This window comes from Leifsonia sp. NPDC077715 (genome assembly GCF_040686855.1).
Lineage (GTDB): Bacteria > Actinomycetota > Actinomycetes > Actinomycetales > Microbacteriaceae > Leifsonia.
In genome coordinates this window covers 286,211-306,078 of sequence record NZ_JBFBOG010000001.1, presented here as the reverse complement: position 1 = coordinate 306,078, position 19,868 = coordinate 286,211, and the positions used below count along the sequence as shown (strand labels likewise).

Genomic DNA, 19,868 nt, shown 5'->3' with positions numbered 1-19,868 from the left:
CGAGGAGACCGGATGACGCGCATCCCGGTGGCAGACCGGCGCACGGCGCTGGTGCAGGCCGCGCTCCGTGTGGTCGCGCGTGACGGGGTCGCGGCGGCGACGACCCGGCGGATCGTGGCGGAGGCCGGGATGCCGCTGGCCAGCTTCCACTACGTCTTCGCCTCGCGCGACGAGCTGATGGCCGAGCTCATCGAGACCGCGGTCGCCGGCGAGCAGCGCGACCTCGACCCGGTGCTCGCGGCGGTTGCGGATGCGGAGGGCGCGGCCATGCGCGACGTGCTCCGCTCCGGCCTGCAGCACTACTTCGACGGCGTCCGCGCCGACCCCGACCGCGAGAAGGCCATGCTCGAGCTGACGCAGTGGGCGCTCCGCGAGCCCGGCTTCGAACCGCTCGCCCGCCGCCAGTACGCCCGCTACCACGAGCTCGCCGCGCACGCCGTCGCCGAGGCCGCTCGCCTGACCGGCAGCACGTGGACACGGCCGCTCGACGAGGTCGCCCGCATCCTGATCGCGTTCACCGACGGCCTCACCGTCGGCTGGCTGGTCACCCGCGACGACTCGGCAGCGGCCGCGACCATGGACGTCTCCGCCGACGCGCTCGCCGCCCTCGCCGTACCCGCATCCACAACCACCGCCACCGCCACCGCCCTCGCCCGGAAGGCAGGATCCCGATGACGCACACCACGACCCCGGCCGTCTTCGCCGAACCGGTCCGCAAGGTCCCCGGCCGCTGGATCGCCGCCTTCGCCGTCGCCTGGCTCGGGGTCTGGATGGCCCAGCTCGCGCCCATTCAGAAGCTGCTGCCCGATCAGGTCCAGGCGCAACTGCACACGACCGACTGGGTGGAGAACGTCCTCGCCTTCGGCGTGATCTCGGGCATCTCGGGGGTCTGTGCGATCATCGCCTACCCGCTGACAGGCGCGCTGTCCGACCGCACCACGAGCCGCTTCGGCCGCCGCCGCCCGTGGATCGCGGCGGGTGCGCTGGTCTTCGCGGCGTCCCTCGTGCTCCTGGGCCTGCAGACCTCGATCGTCGGGATGGGCGTGTTCTGGTCGCTCGCGCTCACCGGCTTCTGCATCCTGACCGCCGCGCTCACAGCGACGATCAGCGACCAGGTGCCGGTCGACCAGCGCGGCTACGTCAGCGGCTGGATCAGCGCTCCGCAGGCGATCGGCATCATCCTCGGCGTCGCGCTCGTCACGTACGTGTTCGTCGGCGCGGTCGTCGGGTACGCGGCGATGGCCGTGCTCCTGATGCTGCTCGTGCTTCCGTTCCTCTTCCTGCCGGACGCGGTGCTTCCGCGCGAGCTTCGCGAGCCGATGACCGTGCGCGGGGTGATCGAGGGTCTGTGGATCAGCCCGCGCGCGCATCCCGACTTCGGCTGGACGCTGCTCAGCCGCGTGCTGGTCAACTTCGGCAACGCGTTCGGGACGTCGCTGCTGCTGTACTTCCTCGAGTTCGGCCTGCGCGATCCGCACGCGGACGACGACCTGCTCGTCCTCATCCTCATCTACATGGTCTTCGTGATCGTCGCGTCGCTCGTGCTCGGCCGGCTGTCCGACCGCCTCGGTCGCCGCAAGGCGTTCGTCTGGGCGTCGTCGGCGGTGCAGGGCGTCGCCGCGCTGCTGCTCGCCTTCGTGCCGGACCTCTCGGTCGCCTTCGTCGCGGCGGCGCTGCTCGGACTCGGCTACGGCTGCTTCCTCAGCGTGGACCAGGCCCTGGCCACGCAAGTCCTTCCCGACCCGGAGACCCGAGGGAAGGACCTGGGGATCATGAACATCGCCCTCGCCGTGCCGCAGGCGGTCGCCCCGCTGTTCGGCGCCATGATCGTCGCGGCGCTCGGCGGCTTCGCCGGGCTGTTCGTCCTCTCCGCCCTGTTCGCGTTCGCGGGTGCGCTCGCGGTCGCCCGAGTGAAAGCGGTGCGCTAGTGCCCGACCTCGATCTCTCCACGCCTCCCGTCGCCGCGGAGCGGACATGGACCACCCCGGAGGCGTTCTGGCCGTCGCTCTCGGCGGCGACGGCCCGGCTCGACCCGCCGCTCGGCGTGCTGCACCTGCCGGCGCTGCGGCACAACGCGCATGACATGCTGCGGCGGGCGGCGCGGGGAGCCACCGGTCAGCCGGCCAAGCCGATCCGGGTCGCGTCGAAGTCGGTGCGGGTGCGGTCGGTGCTGGATGCGGTGCTCGCACTGCCCGGGTACGCGGGCGTGCTCGCCTACACGCTGCCCGAGGCGCTGTGGCTGGCCGAGGGCGACGCGGAGCATCCGCCGATCGAGGACGTCGTGGTCGGGTATCCGACGGCGGACCGCGCGGCGATCCGCCGCCTCGCCGCCTCGCCGGAGCTCGCTGCGCGGGTGACGCTGATGGTCGACTCCGTCGCACACCTGGACTTCATCGACGCGGTGGTCCCGCCCGCCGAGCGCGAGACGCTGCGGCTCTGCCTGGAGCTCGACTCCTCGTGGCTCGCCCCGGTTCTCGGCCACGTCGGCGTGTTCCGGTCGCCCGTGCACTCCGTGTCCGCGGCGCGGGAGCTCGCCGAGACGATCGCCCGGCGGCCGGGCTTCGCCCTGGTCGGCATGATGGGATACGAGGCGCAGATCGCCGGCCAGGGCGACAACCCGCCCGGCAAGCCCGCCTGGGGCGCCACGCTGCGCTGGATGCAGAAGAACTCCCGCGAGGAGCTGCTGTCCCGGCGCGGAGAGGCCGTCGCGGCCGTCCGGGGCGTCGCCGACCTGGAGTTCGTCAACGGCGGCGGGACGGGCTCGCTGGAGTTCACGGCCTCCGACCCGTCGGTCACCGAGGTCGCGGCCGGCAGCGGCCTGTTCGGCGGCCACCTGTTCGACACGTACCGGTCGTTCCGGCCCGCACCGGCCGCCTCCTTCGCGCTCTCCGTGGTGCGCCGCCCCAACGCTGAGACGGCCGTGCTGCTCGGCGGCGGGTGGATCGCGTCGGGGCCGCCCGGCCCCGACCGCCTCCCGAAGGTGGAGTGGCCGACCGGTCTCTCCATGGTCGCCCGCGAGATGGCGGGGGAGGTGCAGAGCCCGCTCACCGGGGCCGCCGCCGGCGTGCTGCGGATCGGCGACCGGGTCTGGCTGCGGCATACCAAGTCCGGTGAGCTCAGCGAGCACGTCGACGGCTTCCACCTGGTGGACGTCGTGGACGGACGCGCCCGGGTCGTCGGCGAGGCGCCGACCTACCGTGGTGACGGGCAGGTGTTCCTGTGACCGCGGCGGGCGGGCTGTGGCGCAACTGGGCGCGGACCGAGGCGGTGCGGCCGCAGCGCGTCGAGCGCCCGGCGACACCCGAGGCCGTGCAGCGCGCGGTGCAGGCCGCCGCCCGTAAGGGGATGCGCATCAAGCCGGTCGGCGCCGGGCACAGCTTCACCGGCATCGCCGTCGCGCCCGGTGTGCAGCTCGACCTCGAAGACCTCACCGGCATCGTGGATGTGGACCTCGAACGCGGGCGCGTCACCCTCGCGGCCGGCACGCACCTCCACCAGCTGCCGCGGCTGCTCGGCCCGCACGGCCTGGCGCTCGAGAACATGGGCGACATCGACCGGCAGACCATCGCCGGCGCCACGTCCACCGGCACGCACGGCACCGGCGGCTCCTTCGGCGGCCTCGCCACGCAGGTCGTCGGCGTGACCCTCGTGACCGGCGAGGGCGAGCTGCTGCGCATCGACGAGACGCAGAACGCCGACCTGCTCCCCGCCGCCCGGCTCGGCCTCGGCGCGCTCGGCGTGATCGTCGACGTGACGCTCCAGTGCGTGCCCGCCTACCTGCTGCAGGCGGTCGAGCGCCCGGAGCCGCTGCAGGAGACCCTGGACTCGTACCTGTCACGGTCGGCGGAGGAGGACCACTTCGAGTTCTACTGGTTCCCGCACACCGAGACGGCGCTCACCAAGACCAACACCCGGCTGCCGCTGACCGCCGAGCGCGCGCCCCTGTCCCGGATGGGGCGCTGGGTGGACGACGAGCTGCTGGCCAACGGCGTCTACCGCGGTGTCTGCGCAGTGGGGACGGTGGCGCCCGCGATCATCCCGCCGTTCAGCCGCCTCGCCCAGCGGATGACCGGCAACCGCGACTTCACCGACCACGCGCCGAGCGTGTACGTCACCAACCGCGGCGTGCGGTTCCGCGAGATGGAGTACGCGCTGCCGCGAGAAGCGGTGCCGGGAGCGCTCGCCGAGGTCAAGGCGCTCATCGAGCGGCGCGGCTGGCGCATCTCCTTCCCCATCGAGGTGCGCAGCGCGGCCGCCGACGACAACTGGCTGTCGACGGCGTACCGCCGCGAGAGCGGTTACATCGCCGTGCACCGGTACTTCCGCGAGAACCACCGGGAGTACTTCCACGCCGTCGAGGAGATCCTGGTCGCGCATGAGGGTCGCCCGCACTGGGGCAAGCTCCATACCCGGGATGCGGACGACTTCCGGTCGCTGTATCCGCGCTTCGACGACTTCGTCGCCGTGCGCGACCGCCTCGACCCGGAGCGCCGCTTCGAGAACGCGTACCTCCGCCGCGTCCTCGGCGCCTAGCCGTCGGCTAGAAGCTGCCGCCCATCTCCTCCAGGCGCTCGACGCGCTGGGGGATCGGGGGGTGCGTGGAGAACAGCCGCGCCATGAGGCCCGGCTTGAGCGGGTCGTTGATCCACAGGTGCGCCATCGACGTGTTCTGCTTCCGCATCGGCCGCCCGTAGGCCTCCAGCTTCAGCAGGGCGCTGGCCAGAGCGTCCGGGTGCCGCGTCGTCATGGCGCCCGTCGCGTCCGCCAGGTACTCGCGCTGCCGCGAGACGGCGAGCTGGACGAGAGTCGCCACCAGGGGCGCGACGATCGCGGCGACCAGACCGAACACCAGGACGACCGGGTTGCCGCCGCCGTTGTTGTTGTTCCGGTTGCCGCCGAAGAACGCCATCCGCAGGAAGATGTCGGCGATGAAGCCGATCGCGACGGTCAGGCCGAAGACGATCATCCCGAGCCGGATGTCGTAGTTGCGCACGTGCCCGAGCTCGTGCGCCATCACGCCCTCGAGCTCCGCATCCGTCATGATGTCGAGCAGTCCGGTGGTCGCTGCGACGGACGCGTGCTGCGGGTCACGGCCGGTCGCGAACGCGTTCGGCGCCGGGTCGTTGACGATGTAGACCGCCGGCATCGGCGTGCCCGTGGTGATCGACAGGTTCTCGACGATGTTCCACAGCCGCGGGTTGTCGGCCTTCTGGATGGGGATGGCCCCCGACATGCTCAGCGCCTGGCTGCTCGCTAGGAAGTACTGGAACAGCGCGTAGAGGATCGCGCCGACGAGCACGACGACGAGGATCGTGTAGCTCTGGTAGATGTACGCCGCCAGCCATCCGAGCGCGCCGATGAGGATCAGGAACAGCAGGATGATGAAGACGGTGTTGCGCTTGTTCCTGGCGATAGCCCGATACATCTAGGCCCTAGAACTGGACGCGCGGGGGCTCGGCGATCGCGGCGAGGTTGTCGACCTCGAAGAACTCGCGCTCGGTGAAGCCCAGCCGGCGGGCGAAGAGATTGTTCGGGAACACCTTGATCTTCGTGTTGAACTCGCGGACGCCGCCGTTGTAGAACCGGCGCGACGCCTGGATCTTGTCCTCGGTGTCGACCAGGTCGGCCTGCAGGCGCAGGAAGTTCTGGCTCGCCTGCAGCTGCGGGTAGGCCTCAGCAACCGCGAAGATGCTCTTCAGCGCGGTCTGCATGTGGTTCTCGGCCACGGACGCCTCACCCGGCGTCTGCGCTGACAGCGTCTCGGCGCGCGCCTTGGTGACGGACTCGAACACCCCGCGTTCGTGCGCGGCGTAGCCCTTCACCGTCTCGATGAGGTTCGGGATGAGGTCGGCGCGCCGCTTCAGCTGCACGGTGATGTCGCTCCACGCCTCGTCGACGCGCACCTTCAGCGTCACCAGCGAGTTGTAGGTGGCCCACAGGTAGATCCCGATGATCGCCACGATCACGACGACGATGATGACCGGAATGAGCCATTCCATGTGCGTACAACTCCTTGTGTGCCAGGCGCCGGGTCGAGTGGATGCGCGGTTCACATCCTAGCTTCGGGGGAGCCCGCGCCCACCGCGTTCCCATCACACTCGAAGCATCCGCCTCAGAGACGGACAGCGGGCGCACGGGTGCACAATGGCGGGGTGAGCGAACTCGCCGAACGACGCCGTCCCGGCCGCCCGCGCAAGGAGCGCGGAGAGGCGTCGACGCGGTCGGCGATCCTCAAGGCGGCGGGCGACGAGTTCGCCGAGCGGGGGTACGAGGCGGCGTCGCTGCGCGCGGTCGCCCGGCGCGCGGGCGTGGACTCCGCCCTCGTTCACCACTACTTCGACGGCAAGCCCGACCTGTTCGCCGCGACCCTCGAGGCGCCGTTGCGGCCGGACCGGGTGCTGGAGGTCGTGCTGTCCGGCCCGCGCGACCGGGTGGGGGAGGCGCTGGTGCGCTACCTGCTGGAGCGGCTGGACGACGAGAAGGCCGCGCGCCGTATGGTCGTCATCCTGCGAACGGTTCTCGGCGGCGGACCGGGCACCCGGATGGTGCGCGAGTTCCTGACCCGCGAGGTGCTGTCCAAGCTCGCCGCGCTGAACGACGCGCCCGACGCGGAGCTGCGCGCCGAGCTCGCCGCCTCCCAGCTGGTGGGGCTGATGATGGTCCGCTACGGACTGCGGATCGAGCCGATCGCGAGCACTCCGGCGGAGGAGCTGGTGCGCCGGGTGGGACCTGTCGTGCAGTCGCATCTGCTCGGAGAGACGGCGGCCTCCGGCTCTTGACGCGGCCTCCGCGCAGGCGAATAATTCAGCACATGATGAATTCGCCGGATGCGGCGGAGCCCGCCGTCGCGATCGAGTCCCTGCGGGTGCGCCGCGGCCGGACGGACGTGCTGCACGGCATCGACCTCCACATCCCGCGCGGCCAGGTGGTCGGCCTGCTCGGCCCGAGCGGATGCGGCAAGACGACGCTGATGCGCGCCATCGTCGGCGTGCAGAAGGTGAAATCGGGCACGGTCTCCGTGCTCGGCCAGCCGTCCGGGTCCGCGACGCTGCGGCACCGCGTCGGGTACGTCACGCAGGCGGCGAGCGTGTACGACGACCTCACCATCCGGCAGAACCTGGACTACTTCCGCCGCGTCCTCGGCGCGGGCCGCGCCGACGTCGAGCGCGCGATCGAGGCGACCGACCTCTCCGACCACTCGGGACGTCTCGTCTCGTCCCTCTCCGGCGGCCAGCGCAGCCGGGTCTCCCTCGCCGCCGCCCTGCTCGGATCGCCCGACCTCCTGGTGCTCGACGAGCCGACCGTCGGCCTCGACCCGCTGCTGCGCGTCGAACTCTGGGACCTCTTCCACCGGCTCGCCGACTCCGGCACCAGCCTCCTCATCTCCAGCCACGTCATGGATGAGGCCAGCCGCTGCGACCGCCTCATCCTGATGCGTGAGGGGGCCGTGCTCGCCGACGCGACACCGGACGAACTGCTCGCCGAGACCGGGGCAGCCGACGCGGAGGGCGCGTTCCTCGCGCTGCTGCGCCGCCGGCATGCCCGCCACGCGCTCCCGGGAGAGGGTGGCGCCGAGGCGGACGTCGAGGAGGCGCGATGAACCCGACCCGCACGCTCGCCACCACCGGCCGCGTCCTCACCCAGATCCGCCACGACCCGCGGACGGTCGTGCTGCTCCTCGTCGTGCCGAGCCTGCTCATCGGACTGGTCGCGTGGATCTTCACCGACACCCCGGTCTTCCAGACGATCGGGCCGGCCATCCTCGCGCTGTTCCCGTTCATCGTGATGTTCCTTGTCACGTCGATCACGACGCTGCGGGAGCGGCGCACCGGCACGCTGGAGCGCCTGCTGTCGATGCCGCTCGGACGCGGCGACTTCATCCTCGGCTACACCCTCGCGTTCGGCTTGCTGGCGATCGTGCAGGCGCTGCTGGCTTCCGCGTACGCGCTGTGGGTGTGCGGGCTGGACGTGAAGGGCGACCCGTGGCTGCTCGTCGCGGTCGCGGTGGTGGATGCGGTGCTCGGCAGCACGCTGGGCCTCTTCGCGAGCGCGTTCGCCCGCACCGAGTTCCAGGTGGTGCAGTTCATGCCGCTGCTGGTCTTCCCGCAGATCCTCCTCGGCGGGATCTTCCTCCCGCGCGACCAGCTCCCCGCGGGCCTCAAGGAGATCAGCGACTGGCTGCCGCTGTCCCACGCCGTGGACGCGCTCAACGCGGTCGCGACGGACTCCCACGACGCCGCCTACGTCGGCGGCCAGCTGCTCATCATCGGCGCGTTCGCGCTCGCCGCCGTGATCCTCGGCGCGCTGACGCTGCAGCGGCGGACGGCGTAGCGGGGCCTACGCCGTCGCCTCGTCCTCGTCGCCCTCGGCGTCGTCCGGCTCGGGGAGCTCGGCCGTTCCCGTGTACCGGTAGCGCACCCGCGTGCCGGTGGGCGGCTCGTCGAGGACCCGCCACTCGGTGCCCACGTTGTCGCCGTCGCCGACCACGGAGACGTCGCGGATGATCTCCTTGGGCTGCCCGTCGACCAGCGACTGGATGACCTCGGCGTAGACCTCGGAGTCGGGGTTCAGCAGCACCGCGACGTAGTGGTCCGACTGACGCACCTCGCGGGCGGGCACCCAGAGGCGTTCGTCGAACTGCACGAGCGTGCCGCCGTCCGTCGCGCCGTGCGGCCGGACGCCGGTCACGATGCCGTCGAGCCAGGTGTCGCCGTCGTGGTAGGCGTACAGCTCGCGCATCGGCTGCTCGTAGTCGGCCTCGTCGGCCCCGTCCTGATCCAGATAGTCCAGCGGTGACGTCATGCCCCGAACCCTACCCCCGGGCGCAGCGCGTCCGCGAGGAGGGGCGCGAGGTCGCCGCGGGCGCCGTCCGCGACCTCCACCCGCTCGAGACCCTGCCAGGCGGCGGTCTCGGCGAGCAGCGGGAGCAGGCGTTCGAGCGGCACCGGCGGCTCGTCGGGCTCGGTCCAGGCCGACTGGATGCGCAGCACGCGCGCCTGCCGGTCGCTCTTGAGGTCGATGCGTCCGACGAGCGCGTCGTCGACGAGGATCGGCAGCGAGTAGTAGCCGTAGACCCGCTGCGGGGCCGGCGTGTAGATCTCGATCCGGTAGTGGAAGCCGAACATCCGGAGAGCGCGGTCGCGGAACCACACCACCGGGTCGAAGGGCGACAGCAGAGCCATCGCCTCCATCGACCGCGGCCTGCGGGCGTCCCGGTGCAGCCACGCCTTGAGGGGACGGCCGGCGCTCTCCCACCCGGGCACCCGCACTGGGATGAGCTCGCCGGAGTCCTCGAGCTCCTGCAGCGCGAGACCGACCCGCGGACCCTTGATGCGGTAGTAGTCGGCGAAGTCGCGGGCGGTGCCGATGCCGTACGCGACCGCCGCGCGCCGAAGCAGTTCACGGATCGCGTCAGCGTCGTCGATCGTGCGCGACAGCACCGACTCGGGGAGCACGTCCTCCGCGAGCGCGTAGCGTCGCTGGAACCGGGTGCGCCCGGCCACGGCGACCTCGCCGAACAGGAACATCCGCTCCAGCGCCCGCTTCACCTCCGACCAGCCCCACCAGGGGCCGGTGCGGTGGTTCGCGTCGTGCTCGATCTCGCCCGCGACGAGCGGCCCGCGCTCGGCGAGCTCGCCGCGCAGCCACTCCACGGTGCTGTCGTTGACCTCGAACCAGCTGCCCGGGCCTCCGTAGCGCTCGCGGTACTCCCGCATCCGCCAGCGGAATAGCGGCCAGTCCTCCTTGCGCAGGAAGGCGGCCTCGTGCGGCCAGTACTCGGTGTGCGGGCCGCGTGCGTCGAAGGTCAGCCGGTCGAGCAGCGTGCGGTCATAGGGCCCGAGCCGCGCGAAGGCGGGGAGGTAGTGGCTGCGCTCGAAGACGTTGACCGAGTCGATCTGCAGCAGCCCGAGCCGGTCGATGACGCCGTTCAGCTGGCGCGTCCCGACGGAGCCCGAGCGCGGCCGCCCGAAGCCCTGAGCGGCGAGCGCGATGCGCCGGGCCAGCGCGGGGGAGACCTGTTCGACCACGGCTCGACCCTACCGACAACCCCGGACACCCGACGTTCACCGACCCGTCACCGCCGCGCACCCGGCCGGTCTCCTGCCCTCCCTAGCGTGACGACGTCCGGGCGCACCGCCCGGTCGACACCCTGCACTGGAGGAACCCGTGATCAACAAGCGCGCACGCGCCGCCGGCCTCGCCGCCGCGGCGACCGTCGTCGCACTCTCGCTCGCCGCCTGCTCGGGCGGAGCGAACGCCAGCACCGCCGACACCGCGAAGATCAGCACCGCCACCGACGCCGCGTCGGCCGGCGGAATGGACGCGCTGGTCGCCGCCGCGAAGAAGGAGGGCAGCCTCAACATCATCGCGACACCGGGCGACTGGGCGAACTACCAGGAGATCTTCGACGGCTTCACTAAGAAGTACGGCATCACCATCAACCCGAGCCAGGACAGCGCCTCCAGCCAGGAGGAGATCGACGCGGCCAAGAAGCTCAAGGGCCAGGACACCGCTCCGGACACCTTCGACATCGGCTCGTCGGTCGCGCTGGCCAACACCCAGTACTTCGCCGCGTACAAGCCGACCGGCTGGGACGACATCCCCGAAGGCCAGAAGGAGAAGGACGGCCTCTGGAAGGTCGGGTACTACGGCGTCATGGCGGTCGGCTACGACGCCAACAAGATCAAGTCCGCGCCGAAGTCGTTCGACGACCTCCTGAAGCCGGAGTTCAAGGGCGCCGTCGCACTCAACGGCAACCCGACGCAGGCGGCCGCCGCCGCGGGCGCCGTCGCGTACGCCACCCTGCAGAACGGTGGCACGCTGGATGACCTGAGCAAGGGCGTCGAGTGGTTCTCCAAGCTGAAGAAGGCGGGCAACTGGAACGCCGCCGACGGCAAGCCGAACACCATCGCCTCCGGTGAGACCCCGGTGCTGCTCGACTGGTCGTTCAACCAGAAGGGCTACGCCACCTCCGACACCATCAAGGGCGGCGGCGTGAACTGGAAGTACGTCGTCCTCCCGGGCACCGCGTACGTCGGCTACTACAACCAGGCCATCAACAAGGACGCTCCGCACCCCGCGGCCGCGCGCCTCTGGGAGGAGTACCTGTACAGCGACGCCGCCCAGAACGCATGGCTGAAGGGCGGCGCCTACCCGGCGCGCGTCGACGCCATGGAGAAGGCGGGGACGCTCGACACGGCCGAGTTCCCGGGCAAGCTCGACAAGGTCGCCGTGATGACGGACAAGCAGGCGACCGACGCGGGCACGTTGCTCAACTCCACCTGGGCGAACGCGGTCGGCTGATGACCGAGACCGTCACAGGCGCCGCGGCGCCTGCGGTCGACCCCGCTGCCGCCGGAGTCCCCGCCACGGGGACCCGGCGGCAGCGGTCGTCGGCCCGGCCCGCCACCGCGAGGGCCGGGCGGCGGCGCCGGTCGGGGGCCGCCGCGGTGCTGGGGCTCACACCCTTCGCCTTCTACGTCGTGATCTTCCTCGCCATCCCCACGCTCGTCGCGGTGGGCAGCGGGTTCCTCGACGGGGAGGGGCGGTTCACCTGGGCGAACCTCACCGGCCTGGCAGAGCCCGCGATCGCCGGCTCCTTCTTCGGCGCGTTCTGGCTCTCGGCCGTGACCGCGATCGTCGGCGCGATCGCCGGCGCCGCCCTCTGCTTCGCCCTGCTCCGTTCGCGCCCCGGCGGCACCGCACGCTCGCTGGTGGATTCGGCCAGCAGCGTCCTCGCGCAGTTCGGCGGCGTCATGCTCGCCTTCGCGTTCATCGCGACGATCGGCGCGCAGGGCCTCGTCACCGTGCTGCTGCGGAACGTCGCCCACATCAACATCTACGAGAATGGCGTCTGGCTCTACACGGTGCCGGGCCTCATCCTGCCGTACCTCTACTTCCAGATCCCGCTCATGGTCATCACCTTCATGCCGGCACTGGAAGGCCTCCGCCTGCAGTGGCTGGAGGCGACCGCGACCCTCGGCGGCAGCCGCTGGACGTACTGGACGCGCGTGGGCGGGCCCATCCTGCTGCCGTCGTTCCTCGGCAGCCTGCTGCTGCTCTTCGCCAACGCGTTCTCGTCGTACGCGACCGCCGCGGCCCTCGTCGGCCAGGCGAACAACATCGTGTCCCTGCAGATCCGCCAGGCGCTCATCAGCGAGACCGTGCTCGGCCGCGCGAACCTCGCCGGCGCGATGGCGCTCGGGATGCTCGTGGTGATGGTCGTCGTGATGCTCGCGTACTCCGCACTCGTCCGCCGCACCGCGAGGTGGCAGCGATGAGCCGGGCCGTGGACGCGCGCCCGCGCCGCCGTCGTGCACCGCAGCTCCGCCTCGGGCCGGGTCCCGTGGTCCGCGCCGTCATCTGGACGGTCCTCGGGCTGTTCTTCCTCATCCCGCTGTTCTCGATGGTGGAGTTCACCCTCCGGACCGCGAAGCCCGGCGTCTACAACGTCGATCGGTGGATCGCCGTGTTCAGCGGCGAGACCACCCGCTACGACCGCGTCTACCAGGGACTCGGCAACTCGCTCGTGCTCGCCGTCGTCACCGTCGCGATCGTGCTGCTGGTGCTGCTTCCGACGATCGTGCTCGTCGAGCTGCGCTTCCCGAAGCTGCGCCGCCTGCTGGAGGCCGTCTGCCTGCTCCCGATCATGATCCCGGCCATCGTCATGGTCGTCGGTCTCGCGCCGACGTACGCGGTCGTCACCGGGATCTTCGGCTCCGGAGCCTGGACGCTCGCGTTCGCGTACGGCATCACCGTGCTGCCGTACGCGTACCGCGCCATCCAGAGCAACGTCGCAGCGGTCGACATGATCACCCTCAGCGAGGCCGCCCGCTCCCTCGGCGCCGGCTCGTGGACGGTGTTCTGGCGCGTCCTCGTCCCGAACCTGCGCCGCGGCATCCTCGCCGCCTCCGCGCTGTCCGTCGCCGTCGTGCTGGGCGAGTTCACCATCGCCTCGCTGCTCTCCCGCGTCAACCTGCAGACCTCCCTCCTGCTGGTGTCGCAGTCCGACCCGTTCGTCGCGGTCATCTTCGCGCTCCTCGCGCTGGTGTTCGCGTTCCTCCTCCTCGTCGTCGTCGACCGCCTCGTGAGCGTGCGGCGCCGGCGTCCCGCGAAAGGCTGACATGACCGCCACAGACGCCCCCGAATTCTCGGGCACCCCTCTGCTCCCTTCCCGTACCGGCTCCACCGTCGAGCTGCGCGACCTCGTCCGCGACTTCGGCGGCGGCGCCGGCCTGGCCGGTTTCGACCTCGCGGCCGCCCCCGGCGAGCTCATCGCGCTGCTCGGCCCGAGCGGCTGCGGCAAGACCACCGCCCTCCGCTCCCTCGCGGGGCTGGAGCGCGTCGACAGCGGCAGCATCCTCATCGACGGTCGCGACGTCACCGACGAACCGACCAACCGGCGCGACCTCGGGATGGTGTTCCAGTCGTACTCGCTGTTCCCGCACCTGACGTCGGGCCAGAATGTCGAGTTCGGCCTGCGGATGCGCAAGGTCGCCCCGGCCGAGCGCCGCCGCCGCGCGGCCGCCGCCCTCGAACTGGTCGGCCTCGACCACCACGCCGGCCGGTACGCGCACCAGCTCTCCGGCGGCCAGCAGCAGCGCGTCGCGCTCGCCCGCGCGCTGGTCACCGAGCCGCGCGTCCTGCTGCTCGACGAGCCGCTGTCGGCGCTGGACGCGAAGGTGCGCGTCCAGCTGCGGGACGAGATCCGCCGCATCCAGACCGAGCTCGGCATCACCACGTTCTTCGTCACGCACGACCAGGAGGAAGCGCTCGCCGTCGCCGACCGGGTCGCCGTCATGCGGGCCGGCCGGATCGAGCAGATCGGCACCCCGGAAGAGCTCTACCACCGCCCCGCGACCGCGTTCGTCGCCGAGTTCGTCGGGCTGACGAACCGCGTGGACGGCACGGTCACCGGCGGCCGCCTCCAGGTGCTCGGCCAGGAGGTGCCGCTGGCGTCCCCGGTCGCCGACGGCCCGGTCACCGCCTACCTCCGCCCGGAGGACCTGCTGCTGGCCCCGGACGGCATCCCCGGCGTCGTGCTCACCACGAGCTTCCTCGGCGCGCTGCGGCGCACCCGGGTGCGGCTGGAGGACGGCGGCGAGCTCTCCGTGCAGCACGGCGCGCGCGAGCGGCCGGAGCCGGGGGAGCGGGTGGCGCTGGCCCTCAGCGGGTCGCCGGTGACCGCCGCAGAACGGTCTGTTGCCGGGTAGAGACCGCGGAGTAGAGTCCGCGCATGTCCAGCGAGACTCCTGACCTGGGAGAGCGTGCGGGGGAGGACGCAGAAGTCGCTGAGCTCATCGATCCCGCAACGTTCGAGAGAACCCTGTCCCTCACGGACCTCGCGCACCGTGTCTCGGTGCACGAGATCATCACCTTCCCGTGGTTCCGTCCCATCGACACCATCAGCCCCACCCACACCGTGGGGAAGGGACGGACCAACCTCACGCTCATCGCGTCCGACATCATGCAGACGGACACGACGGGCACTCCCTACGCGTCGTTCACCTACCGGCCCACGCTATCGGGCGGCCCCGGGGTGTCGGTGCACTTCACCCCCGGCGACTACGGGGCGACGGCCGTCGGCGACTACGTGGTGACCTTCGTGATCACGGCCAACGGCGCCGTCAACCTGAACGTCGGCGCCTACGCCGGCGCGGGCAGCACGACCGGGACCGGCGCGCGCACCGTCAACGGCAACGTCGCGGTCGTCGTCGGGCTGAAGAACGTGCCGCCGACCCAGGTGACCTACGCCTCCATCCAGCAGAGCGGCGGATCCACGTGGCAGTGGTACCGCACGGCCATTGAGTATCCACCCCTGATCATCCAGCTGTGAAGGGGGTGACCGCGGCGCCCGGGCTCCATTGATCCCGGGTGGCCGCGGCCTACACTTGCGGGCATGTCCGACACCGACCGCCCCGTCCCGCCGCCCGTCGCAACGCCCGGCGAGGAGGCCGCCGCCGGCAATCGCGCGCCCGCCCGGTCCTGGTTCCCGCGTCGCGCACGCGAGGTCGTGGACCCGGCCACCTCCATCGACGAGGCCGTGCCGCGCGGGATGCGCATCGCCGGCGCGTGGTCGTGGCGGCTGCTGGTGGTCGGCGCGGTCATCGCGGTCGTCATCTTCCTGATCATCCAGCTGAAGCTCATCGTCATCCCGGTGCTCATCGCCGTGCTGCTGTCCGCACTGCTGGTGCCGTTCAAAGACCTGCTGGTGCGGCACGGATGGCCGAAATGGCTCGCCATCCTCGTCGTGCTCCTCATCACGCTGGTCGTCGTCGCCGGTCTCCTCTACGTCGCCGTCTGGCAGATCACCCGCCAGAGCGGGGAGCTGCAGAAGCAGTCGGTGGACGCGTACAACGGGTTGCGCTCCTGGCTCACCAGCGGGCCGCTCGGACTGAGTGAGGACCAGATCAGCAGTGCCCTGGCCTCGATCGGGAAGTCGATCCAGCAGGACAGCCAGGTGTTCCTCTCCGGCGCCCTGTCCGTCGGCTCGACGCTCGGGCACGTGTTCGCGGGAGCGCTGCTCGTGCTGTTCAGCACGATCTTCATCCTCATCGACGGCGCCGGCATCTGGTCGTGGATCGTGCGCGTCTTCCCGAAGCGCGCGCGGGCCGCGGTCGACGGTGCGGGCAAGGCCGGCTGGCAGACCCTGCGGAACTTCGCCAAGGTGCAGGTGCTCGTCGCCTCGATCGACGCGCTCGGCATCGGCCTCGGCGCCTTCTTCCTCGGCCTTCCGCTGGTGCTGCCGATCGCCGTGCTCGTGTTCCTCGGTTCGTTCATCCCGGTCGTCGGCGCGGTCGTCACCGGTGCTCTCGCCGTCTTCATCGCGCTCGTCTTCAAGGGCTGGGTGTTCGCGCTGATCATGCTCGGGATCGTGCTGCTCGTGCAGCAGATCGAGGGGCACATCCTGCAGCCGCTGATCATGGGCAGCGCCGTCAAGGTCCACCCGCTCGCCGTGGTGCTGGCGGTCGCGGCCGGATCCTTGCTCGCGGGCATCCCGGGCGCGCTGTTCGCGGTGCCGTTCGTGGCGGTGCTCAACGTGATGGTGCACTACATCTCCAGCGGAGCGTGGCGCAGCACGCCTCCGGATCCGGAGTGGACGGGACCCGAACGGCCGATCTGGCAGACCGTGCCGAGGGCCGTGCGGCGTCCGCCGGTGCAGTGAGCGTCGACCGCATACATCCATCGGAATACGACCGCGGCTAGGCTGACCCCGTGGCAACCGCGACCGATCACACGCGCACCCCGTTCGCAGGCCCCAGCCTGGACGAGTTCGAGTCCGCGCGCGGCATCGTCGCCCGCGTGGCCCAGCCCACTCCGATCGAGAGCTCGCGGTACCTGGCCGACCTGCTCGGCGTGCCGGTCCTGCTGAAGTGCGAGAACCTTCAGCGCACCGGCTCCTACAAGATCCGCGGCGCCTACAACCGGATGTCGAAGCTGAGCGCCGAGGAGCGCGCCCGTGGAGTCGTGGCGGCCTCCGCCGGCAACCACGCGCAGGGCGTCGCGTTCGCGGCACGAGAGCTCGGCATCCACGCGACGATCTTCATGCCGGTCGGCGTGGCCATCCCCAAGTTCCAGGCGACGCGCGCATACGGCGCGGACGTCGTGCTGAGCGGCAGCATCGTCGACGAGACGCTGCGCGCGGCCGCCGACTTCGCGGCGGAGACCGGCGCGGTCCTCATCCCGCCGTTCGACCACCCGGATGTCGTGGCCGGTCAGGGCACGCTCGGGCTCGAGATCCTGGACGATGTCCCGGACGTGCGCACGATCGTCGTTCCGATCGGCGGCGGCGGCCTCATCTCGGGCGTCGCCAGCGCGGTCAAGCAGCGCGCCGCCCGCGACGGGCGCGAGGTCCGCGTCATCGGCGTGCAGGCGGCCAACGCCGCGGCCTACCCGCCCTCGCTGGCGGCGGGGGAGCCGACCGACATCGCGCTGGTCGCGACGATCGCCGACGGCATCGCGGTCAGCCGGCCGGGCGCGCTCAACTTCGAGATCATCCGCGAGGCGGTCGACCAGGTCGTCACCGTGTCCGAGGACGACATCGCCCGTGCCATGGTCGTGCTGCTGGAGCGGGCGAAGCTCGTCGTGGAGCCGGCGGGCGCCGCGGGCGTCGCGGCCATCCTCGCCGGGGCGGTCCCATCCGACGGCACCACGGTCGCCATCCTCTCCGGAGGCAACATCGACCCGCTGCTCATGCAGCGCGTGATCAGCCAGGGCCTCGCCGCGTCCGACCGCTACCTCAAGCTGACCATCATGCTGCCGGACCGCCCGGGACAGCTGGCGCGCATCGCCGAGATCCTGGCGGGTGTGAACGCCAATGTGGTCGAGGTGCTGCACACCCGGCACGGCCGCGGGATGCAGCTCAGCCAGGTGGAGCTCGACGTGAGCGTCGAGACGCGCGGCACGGAGCACCGGCGGCACGTCATCGACGCGCTCCGCGCCGCTGGGTACGACCCCGTCGTGGACGACGAGTAGCCGCCGTCCCGGCGTGACGAGCGGTCAGCTCTCGCGGTCCTCCGGGCGCCCGGCGCCGTCCTCGCCCGCCTGCTCCGCGTCCAGCTTCTCGCCGATCTCGGCGCGGTAGCGCACCCGGCGGATGCGTCGCACCATGTCGATCACCAGCAGCACGACGACCACCGCGATCAGGAACGTGACCACGAACCCGAGCACGCCCGGCGTGACGGAGTCGTCGGCCGGGGCGCCGGACGGGGTCGGCGTGGGCGTCGCGGCGAGGAGCGCGGAGGCGCGCAGCAGGGCGTCGGCGATCACTCGGCGACCGCCCCGGAGAAGAGGTCGGTCTGGGGGATCGCGGTCGCCACGCGGGGGGCAGTGTTCACAGCTTCGTCTCCTAGTCTTGTTCCAGCCTACCGTCGCCCGGCGGCAGGCCACCGAGCGGGAAGGTCGGACAGGACGGCACGCATGACGGCGACGACTCCGACCCCCAGCGCACGGCTCGACAGCCGTTACGGCCGCACGCCCCAGCGCAAGCGCCGCGAGCGCTGGCTGCTCATCGGCGGCCTGATCGGCCTCGTCGCCGTCGTGACGGCGTGGGTGTTCTGGGCCGGGTGGGACAACGACCAGGCCGACCTCGAGGCGACGGACACCGCCTACACGATCCCCGACGACCACCACGTGGACATCTCGTTCACCATCAACGCCCCTCCCGGGACGCCGGTGACCTGCGCCATCCAGGCCCTCAACGAGGACTTCGCGGTCGTCGGATGGCGCATCGTTCAGTACCCCGGATCGGACACCCGCCTCACCGCGTACAAGGAGTCGATCCGGACGATCATGACACCCAACACGGGTTTGATCGACAGCTGCTGGCTGACCTAGTATTGTGCGGATACGCCCCGGCATCGCCGGGGCGTCGACTTTAGCACCGGTCGGAGGACCGGCCCATCTGCTTCCGGCGGCGATCGCCGCGCGAGGCGCGAAGGAGTTCATCATGTCCCAGGATTCTCAGGTCACCTTTCTGACCCAGGACGCGTACGACCGTCTCTCGGCCGAACTCGAGGAGCTCAGCGTCAACGGCCGCAATGAGATCGCGAAGCGCATCGAGGCGGCCCGCGAGGAGGGCGACCTCAAGGAGAACGGCGGCTACCACGCCGCGAAGGAGGAGCAGGGCAAGATCGAGGCCCGCATCGTCCAGCTCACCAACCTGCTCCGCAACGCCACCGTCGGCGCCGCCCCGGAGAGCCACGGCGTTGTCGAGCCCGGCACCGTCATCACCGCGACCATCGCGGGCGACGAGAGCGTCTTCCTCATCGGCAACCGCGAGATCGCGGCCGGCACCGACCTCCCGGTCTACAGCGAGCAGAGCCCGCTCGGCTCGGCCATCCTCGGCCTCAAGGTCGGCGACAAGACGGAGTACACCGCGCCCAACGGGCGGCAGATCGCGGTCGAGGTCACCAAGGTGGAGACGTACACCGGGCAGTGAGGTGTTGATCGCTTGACGTGCGACGCCCCGGGTCTTGCGACCCGGGGCGTTCGTCGTTCAAGCGTGCAGGCGCTGGTCACGGCCGACGGTCACCACACCCACCCGTCGTCTTCCGCTCTGGTTTCCGCAGACGGGGACATGTCCTCGCGGAATTGACTGAACAGATCCGAGTGGTCGAGGGCATCCTCAGGCGCGGGTGCGGATTCCTCCCTCAGGAACTGACGGAACGGGTTCGCAGGGTCGATGGCGGCAGCCATTGTGTTGTGTCCGGTGCCGGCCTTGCCCTCACCCGGAGAGGCGGAAGGTGTAGCACGAGGCGTCGGGAACAGGGACTCGAACCGCTTCTGAAGACGCGCCTCCGCCCAGTCGTCGATGGAGGGGTGGGTGGAACATTCGGTGTAGACGTGGATGGAAACGAGGTCGGTGGAGGCGAAGAGTCCGTATCGGACGCCGTCGGCCCGATCAAGCAGGGCATCGACGGTGGTTTCCCCGTCGGGAGGGGTCCAGTCCATACCCCTGGTGAGTGTGAAGCCCTTCTCCTTCAGGTGGGCGATGAGTTTGTCCATGATCAGGTGTGGATCGAGTCCGAAGGGCTCGTGCTGGACGCTTGCGTTTATGTGATGGGAGTCTTTCGAACCCCTGGTGGAACAGGGCGCGAGGCTGACCCATTCGTCTTTGGGGTCCCAGAGGATCTTTTCGATGATCGGACTTCGGTACCAGTTTTCGGTGTCGCCGGTGGCGGCCATGGCGTCCCTGGTGAGTTCTTCCCACTGAGTGAGCAGTTCGGCGATCGTTTTTTGCCGTGTTCCGGGGCTTTGGGGGGCGGCGGGGCCGCTGAGCGGGGGAACGGACATACATCCTCCTAGCAGGGTGGCAGTCAGCGCTGCGACGAGGGTCAGCCTGCCGGTGTTGATGATCGGGCCGCTGG

The 19,868-nt window shown here is 70.9% G+C and carries 22 protein-coding genes; 16 read left to right on the top strand and 6 right to left on the bottom strand.

Going from position 1 to position 19,868, the window contains the following annotated elements:
* Positions 1-12: 12 nt before the first annotated feature.
* Genes AB0P25_RS01480 through AB0P25_RS01465 form a run of 4 tightly spaced genes read left to right on the top strand, consistent with a single transcriptional unit; the run spans position 13 to position 4,533 of the window.
* Positions 13-675, top strand: a complete 663-nt coding sequence (locus AB0P25_RS01480; RefSeq protein ID WP_363804984.1) for a TetR family transcriptional regulator C-terminal domain-containing protein — start codon at positions 13-15, stop codon at positions 673-675.
* Positions 672-1,928, top strand: a complete 1,257-nt coding sequence (locus tag AB0P25_RS01475) for an MFS transporter (RefSeq protein ID WP_363804982.1) — start codon at positions 672-674, stop codon at positions 1,926-1,928. Before AB0P25_RS01480 ends, AB0P25_RS01475 begins: the two co-directional genes overlap by 4 nt.
* Positions 1,928-3,223, top strand: coding sequence for an amino acid deaminase/aldolase (locus AB0P25_RS01470; RefSeq protein WP_363804981.1), 1,296 nt, complete (start codon positions 1,928-1,930; stop codon positions 3,221-3,223). Before AB0P25_RS01475 ends, AB0P25_RS01470 begins: the two co-directional genes overlap by 1 nt.
* The gene (locus AB0P25_RS01465; RefSeq protein WP_363804980.1) at positions 3,220-4,533 is read left to right on the top strand and encodes a D-arabinono-1,4-lactone oxidase; all 1,314 of its coding nucleotides are present in this window, start codon (positions 3,220-3,222) and stop codon (positions 4,531-4,533) included. Before AB0P25_RS01470 ends, AB0P25_RS01465 begins: the two co-directional genes overlap by 4 nt.
* Before the next feature lie 7 nt (positions 4,534-4,540).
* Here AB0P25_RS01465 and AB0P25_RS01460 read toward each other — a convergent pair whose 3' ends face one another.
* Both AB0P25_RS01460 and AB0P25_RS01455 read right to left on the bottom strand, forming a co-directional pair.
* On the bottom strand, positions 4,541-5,425 hold the full coding sequence (locus AB0P25_RS01460; protein ID WP_363804979.1) for a M48 family metalloprotease: 885 nt from the start codon (positions 5,423-5,425) through the stop codon (positions 4,541-4,543).
* Positions 5,426-5,432: 7 nt separating this feature from the next.
* Positions 5,433-5,999 (bottom strand): LemA family protein, encoded by a 567-nt coding sequence (locus AB0P25_RS01455; protein WP_363804977.1) that lies wholly within the window; start codon positions 5,997-5,999, stop codon positions 5,433-5,435.
* 153 nt (positions 6,000-6,152) lie between these two features.
* Here AB0P25_RS01455 and AB0P25_RS01450 point away from each other — a divergent pair, with 153 nt between their 5' ends.
* The 3 genes from AB0P25_RS01450 to AB0P25_RS01440 are packed head-to-tail and all read left to right on the top strand — an operon-like array spanning position 6,153 to position 8,331.
* Positions 6,153-6,779, top strand: coding sequence for a TetR family transcriptional regulator (locus AB0P25_RS01450; protein WP_363804976.1), 627 nt, complete (start codon positions 6,153-6,155; stop codon positions 6,777-6,779).
* Between the two features lie 32 nt (positions 6,780-6,811).
* Positions 6,812-7,600, top strand: coding sequence for an ABC transporter ATP-binding protein (locus AB0P25_RS01445; protein ID WP_363804975.1), 789 nt, complete (start codon positions 6,812-6,814; stop codon positions 7,598-7,600).
* Complete coding sequence (locus tag AB0P25_RS01440) at positions 7,597-8,331, top strand: ABC transporter permease (protein ID WP_363804973.1); 735 nt, start codon at positions 7,597-7,599, stop codon at positions 8,329-8,331. Before AB0P25_RS01445 ends, AB0P25_RS01440 begins: the two co-directional genes overlap by 4 nt.
* Positions 8,332-8,337: 6 nt before the next feature.
* Here AB0P25_RS01440 and AB0P25_RS01435 read toward each other — a convergent pair whose 3' ends face one another.
* The gene (locus tag AB0P25_RS01435; RefSeq protein WP_363804972.1) at positions 8,338-8,802 is read right to left on the bottom strand and encodes a hypothetical protein; all 465 of its coding nucleotides are present in this window, start codon (positions 8,800-8,802) and stop codon (positions 8,338-8,340) included.
* Positions 8,799-10,028, bottom strand: a complete 1,230-nt coding sequence (locus tag AB0P25_RS01430; protein WP_363804970.1) for a crosslink repair DNA glycosylase YcaQ family protein — start codon at positions 10,026-10,028, stop codon at positions 8,799-8,801. Before AB0P25_RS01430 ends, AB0P25_RS01435 begins: the two co-directional genes overlap by 4 nt.
* A gap of 139 nt (positions 10,029-10,167) precedes the next feature.
* Between AB0P25_RS01430 and AB0P25_RS01425 the strand changes: the two genes are divergently transcribed.
* The 7 genes from AB0P25_RS01425 to ilvA all read left to right on the top strand — a co-directional run bounded on the left by AB0P25_RS01425 (position 10,168) and on the right by ilvA (position 17,475).
* Positions 10,168-11,304, top strand: a complete 1,137-nt coding sequence (locus AB0P25_RS01425) for an ABC transporter substrate-binding protein (RefSeq protein WP_363804969.1) — start codon at positions 10,168-10,170, stop codon at positions 11,302-11,304.
* Positions 11,283-12,281, top strand: a complete 999-nt coding sequence (locus AB0P25_RS01420) for an ABC transporter permease (RefSeq protein WP_363806220.1) — start codon at positions 11,283-11,285, stop codon at positions 12,279-12,281. The genes AB0P25_RS01425 and AB0P25_RS01420 overlap by 22 nt, the downstream gene beginning before the upstream one ends.
* Positions 12,269-13,123 carry an ABC transporter permease subunit gene (locus AB0P25_RS01415; RefSeq protein WP_363804968.1) on the top strand — a complete coding sequence of 285 codons (855 nt, stop codon included), beginning with the start codon at positions 12,269-12,271 and terminating at the stop codon, positions 13,121-13,123. Before AB0P25_RS01420 ends, AB0P25_RS01415 begins: the two co-directional genes overlap by 13 nt.
* 1 nt (position 13,124) lies before the next feature.
* Positions 13,125-14,213: an ABC transporter ATP-binding protein gene (locus tag AB0P25_RS01410; protein ID WP_363804967.1), complete on the top strand. Its 1,089-nt coding sequence runs from the start codon at positions 13,125-13,127 to the stop codon at positions 14,211-14,213.
* A 23-nt stretch (positions 14,214-14,236) separates the two neighbouring features.
* A complete protein-coding gene (locus AB0P25_RS01405; protein ID WP_363804966.1) occupies positions 14,237-14,836 on the top strand; it encodes a hypothetical protein in 600 nt (199 codons plus the stop codon).
* A gap of 63 nt (positions 14,837-14,899) precedes the next feature.
* Positions 14,900-16,165 (top strand): AI-2E family transporter, encoded by a 1,266-nt coding sequence (locus AB0P25_RS01400; protein ID WP_363804965.1) that lies wholly within the window; start codon positions 14,900-14,902, stop codon positions 16,163-16,165.
* Positions 16,166-16,215: 50 nt separating this feature from the next.
* Positions 16,216-17,475: a threonine ammonia-lyase gene (gene ilvA, locus AB0P25_RS01395; protein WP_363804963.1), complete on the top strand. Its 1,260-nt coding sequence runs from the start codon at positions 16,216-16,218 to the stop codon at positions 17,473-17,475.
* Positions 17,476-17,499: 24 nt separating this feature from the next.
* On the opposite strand, the gene AB0P25_RS01390 is transcribed toward ilvA, so the two are convergent.
* Positions 17,500-17,769 (bottom strand): hypothetical protein, encoded by a 270-nt coding sequence (locus AB0P25_RS01390; protein ID WP_363804961.1) that lies wholly within the window; start codon positions 17,767-17,769, stop codon positions 17,500-17,502.
* Positions 17,770-17,919: 150 nt separating this feature from the next.
* Here AB0P25_RS01390 and AB0P25_RS01385 point away from each other — a divergent pair, with 150 nt between their 5' ends.
* Positions 17,920-18,336, top strand: a complete 417-nt coding sequence (locus tag AB0P25_RS01385) for a DUF4307 domain-containing protein (protein ID WP_363804959.1) — start codon at positions 17,920-17,922, stop codon at positions 18,334-18,336.
* 112 nt (positions 18,337-18,448) lie between these two features.
* Positions 18,449-18,940: a transcription elongation factor GreA gene (gene greA, locus AB0P25_RS01380; RefSeq protein ID WP_363804958.1), complete on the top strand. Its 492-nt coding sequence runs from the start codon at positions 18,449-18,451 to the stop codon at positions 18,938-18,940.
* Positions 18,941-19,029: 89 nt separating this feature from the next.
* On the opposite strand, the gene AB0P25_RS01375 is transcribed toward greA, so the two are convergent.
* Positions 19,030-19,794, bottom strand: coding sequence for a hypothetical protein (locus AB0P25_RS01375; protein WP_363804956.1), 765 nt, complete (start codon positions 19,792-19,794; stop codon positions 19,030-19,032).
* Positions 19,795-19,868: the final 74 nt, after the last annotated feature.

Excerpts from the sequence above, each read along its gene's own strand:
- AB0P25_RS01400 (WP_363804965.1), top strand. The coding sequence starts at position 14,900 with ATGTCCGACACCGACCGCCCCGTCCCGCCGCCCGTCGCAACGCCCGGC.
- AB0P25_RS01405 (WP_363804966.1), top strand. The coding sequence starts at position 14,237 with ATGTCCAGCGAGACTCCTGACCTGGGAGAGCGTGCGGGGGAGGACGCA.
- AB0P25_RS01445 (WP_363804975.1), top strand. The coding sequence starts at position 6,812 with ATGATGAATTCGCCGGATGCGGCGGAGCCCGCCGTCGCGATCGAGTCC.
- AB0P25_RS01475 (WP_363804982.1), top strand. The coding sequence starts at position 672 with ATGACGCACACCACGACCCCGGCCGTCTTCGCCGAACCGGTCCGCAAG.
- AB0P25_RS01460 (WP_363804979.1), bottom strand. The coding sequence starts at position 5,425 with ATGTATCGGGCTATCGCCAGGAACAAGCGCAACACCGTCTTCATCATC.
- AB0P25_RS01385 (WP_363804959.1), top strand. The coding sequence starts at position 17,920 with ATGACGGCGACGACTCCGACCCCCAGCGCACGGCTCGACAGCCGTTAC.
- AB0P25_RS01455 (WP_363804977.1), bottom strand. The coding sequence starts at position 5,999 with ATGGAATGGCTCATTCCGGTCATCATCGTCGTCGTGATCGTGGCGATC.
- AB0P25_RS01440 (WP_363804973.1), top strand. The coding sequence starts at position 7,597 with ATGAACCCGACCCGCACGCTCGCCACCACCGGCCGCGTCCTCACCCAG.
- AB0P25_RS01435 (WP_363804972.1), bottom strand. The coding sequence starts at position 8,802 with ATGACGTCACCGCTGGACTATCTGGATCAGGACGGGGCCGACGAGGCC.
- AB0P25_RS01375 (WP_363804956.1), bottom strand. The coding sequence starts at position 19,794 with ATGTCCGTTCCCCCGCTCAGCGGCCCCGCCGCCCCCCAAAGCCCCGGA.
- AB0P25_RS01410 (WP_363804967.1), top strand. The coding sequence starts at position 13,125 with ATGACCGCCACAGACGCCCCCGAATTCTCGGGCACCCCTCTGCTCCCT.
- AB0P25_RS01480 (WP_363804984.1), top strand. The coding sequence starts at position 13 with ATGACGCGCATCCCGGTGGCAGACCGGCGCACGGCGCTGGTGCAGGCC.
- greA (WP_363804958.1), top strand. The coding sequence starts at position 18,449 with ATGTCCCAGGATTCTCAGGTCACCTTTCTGACCCAGGACGCGTACGAC.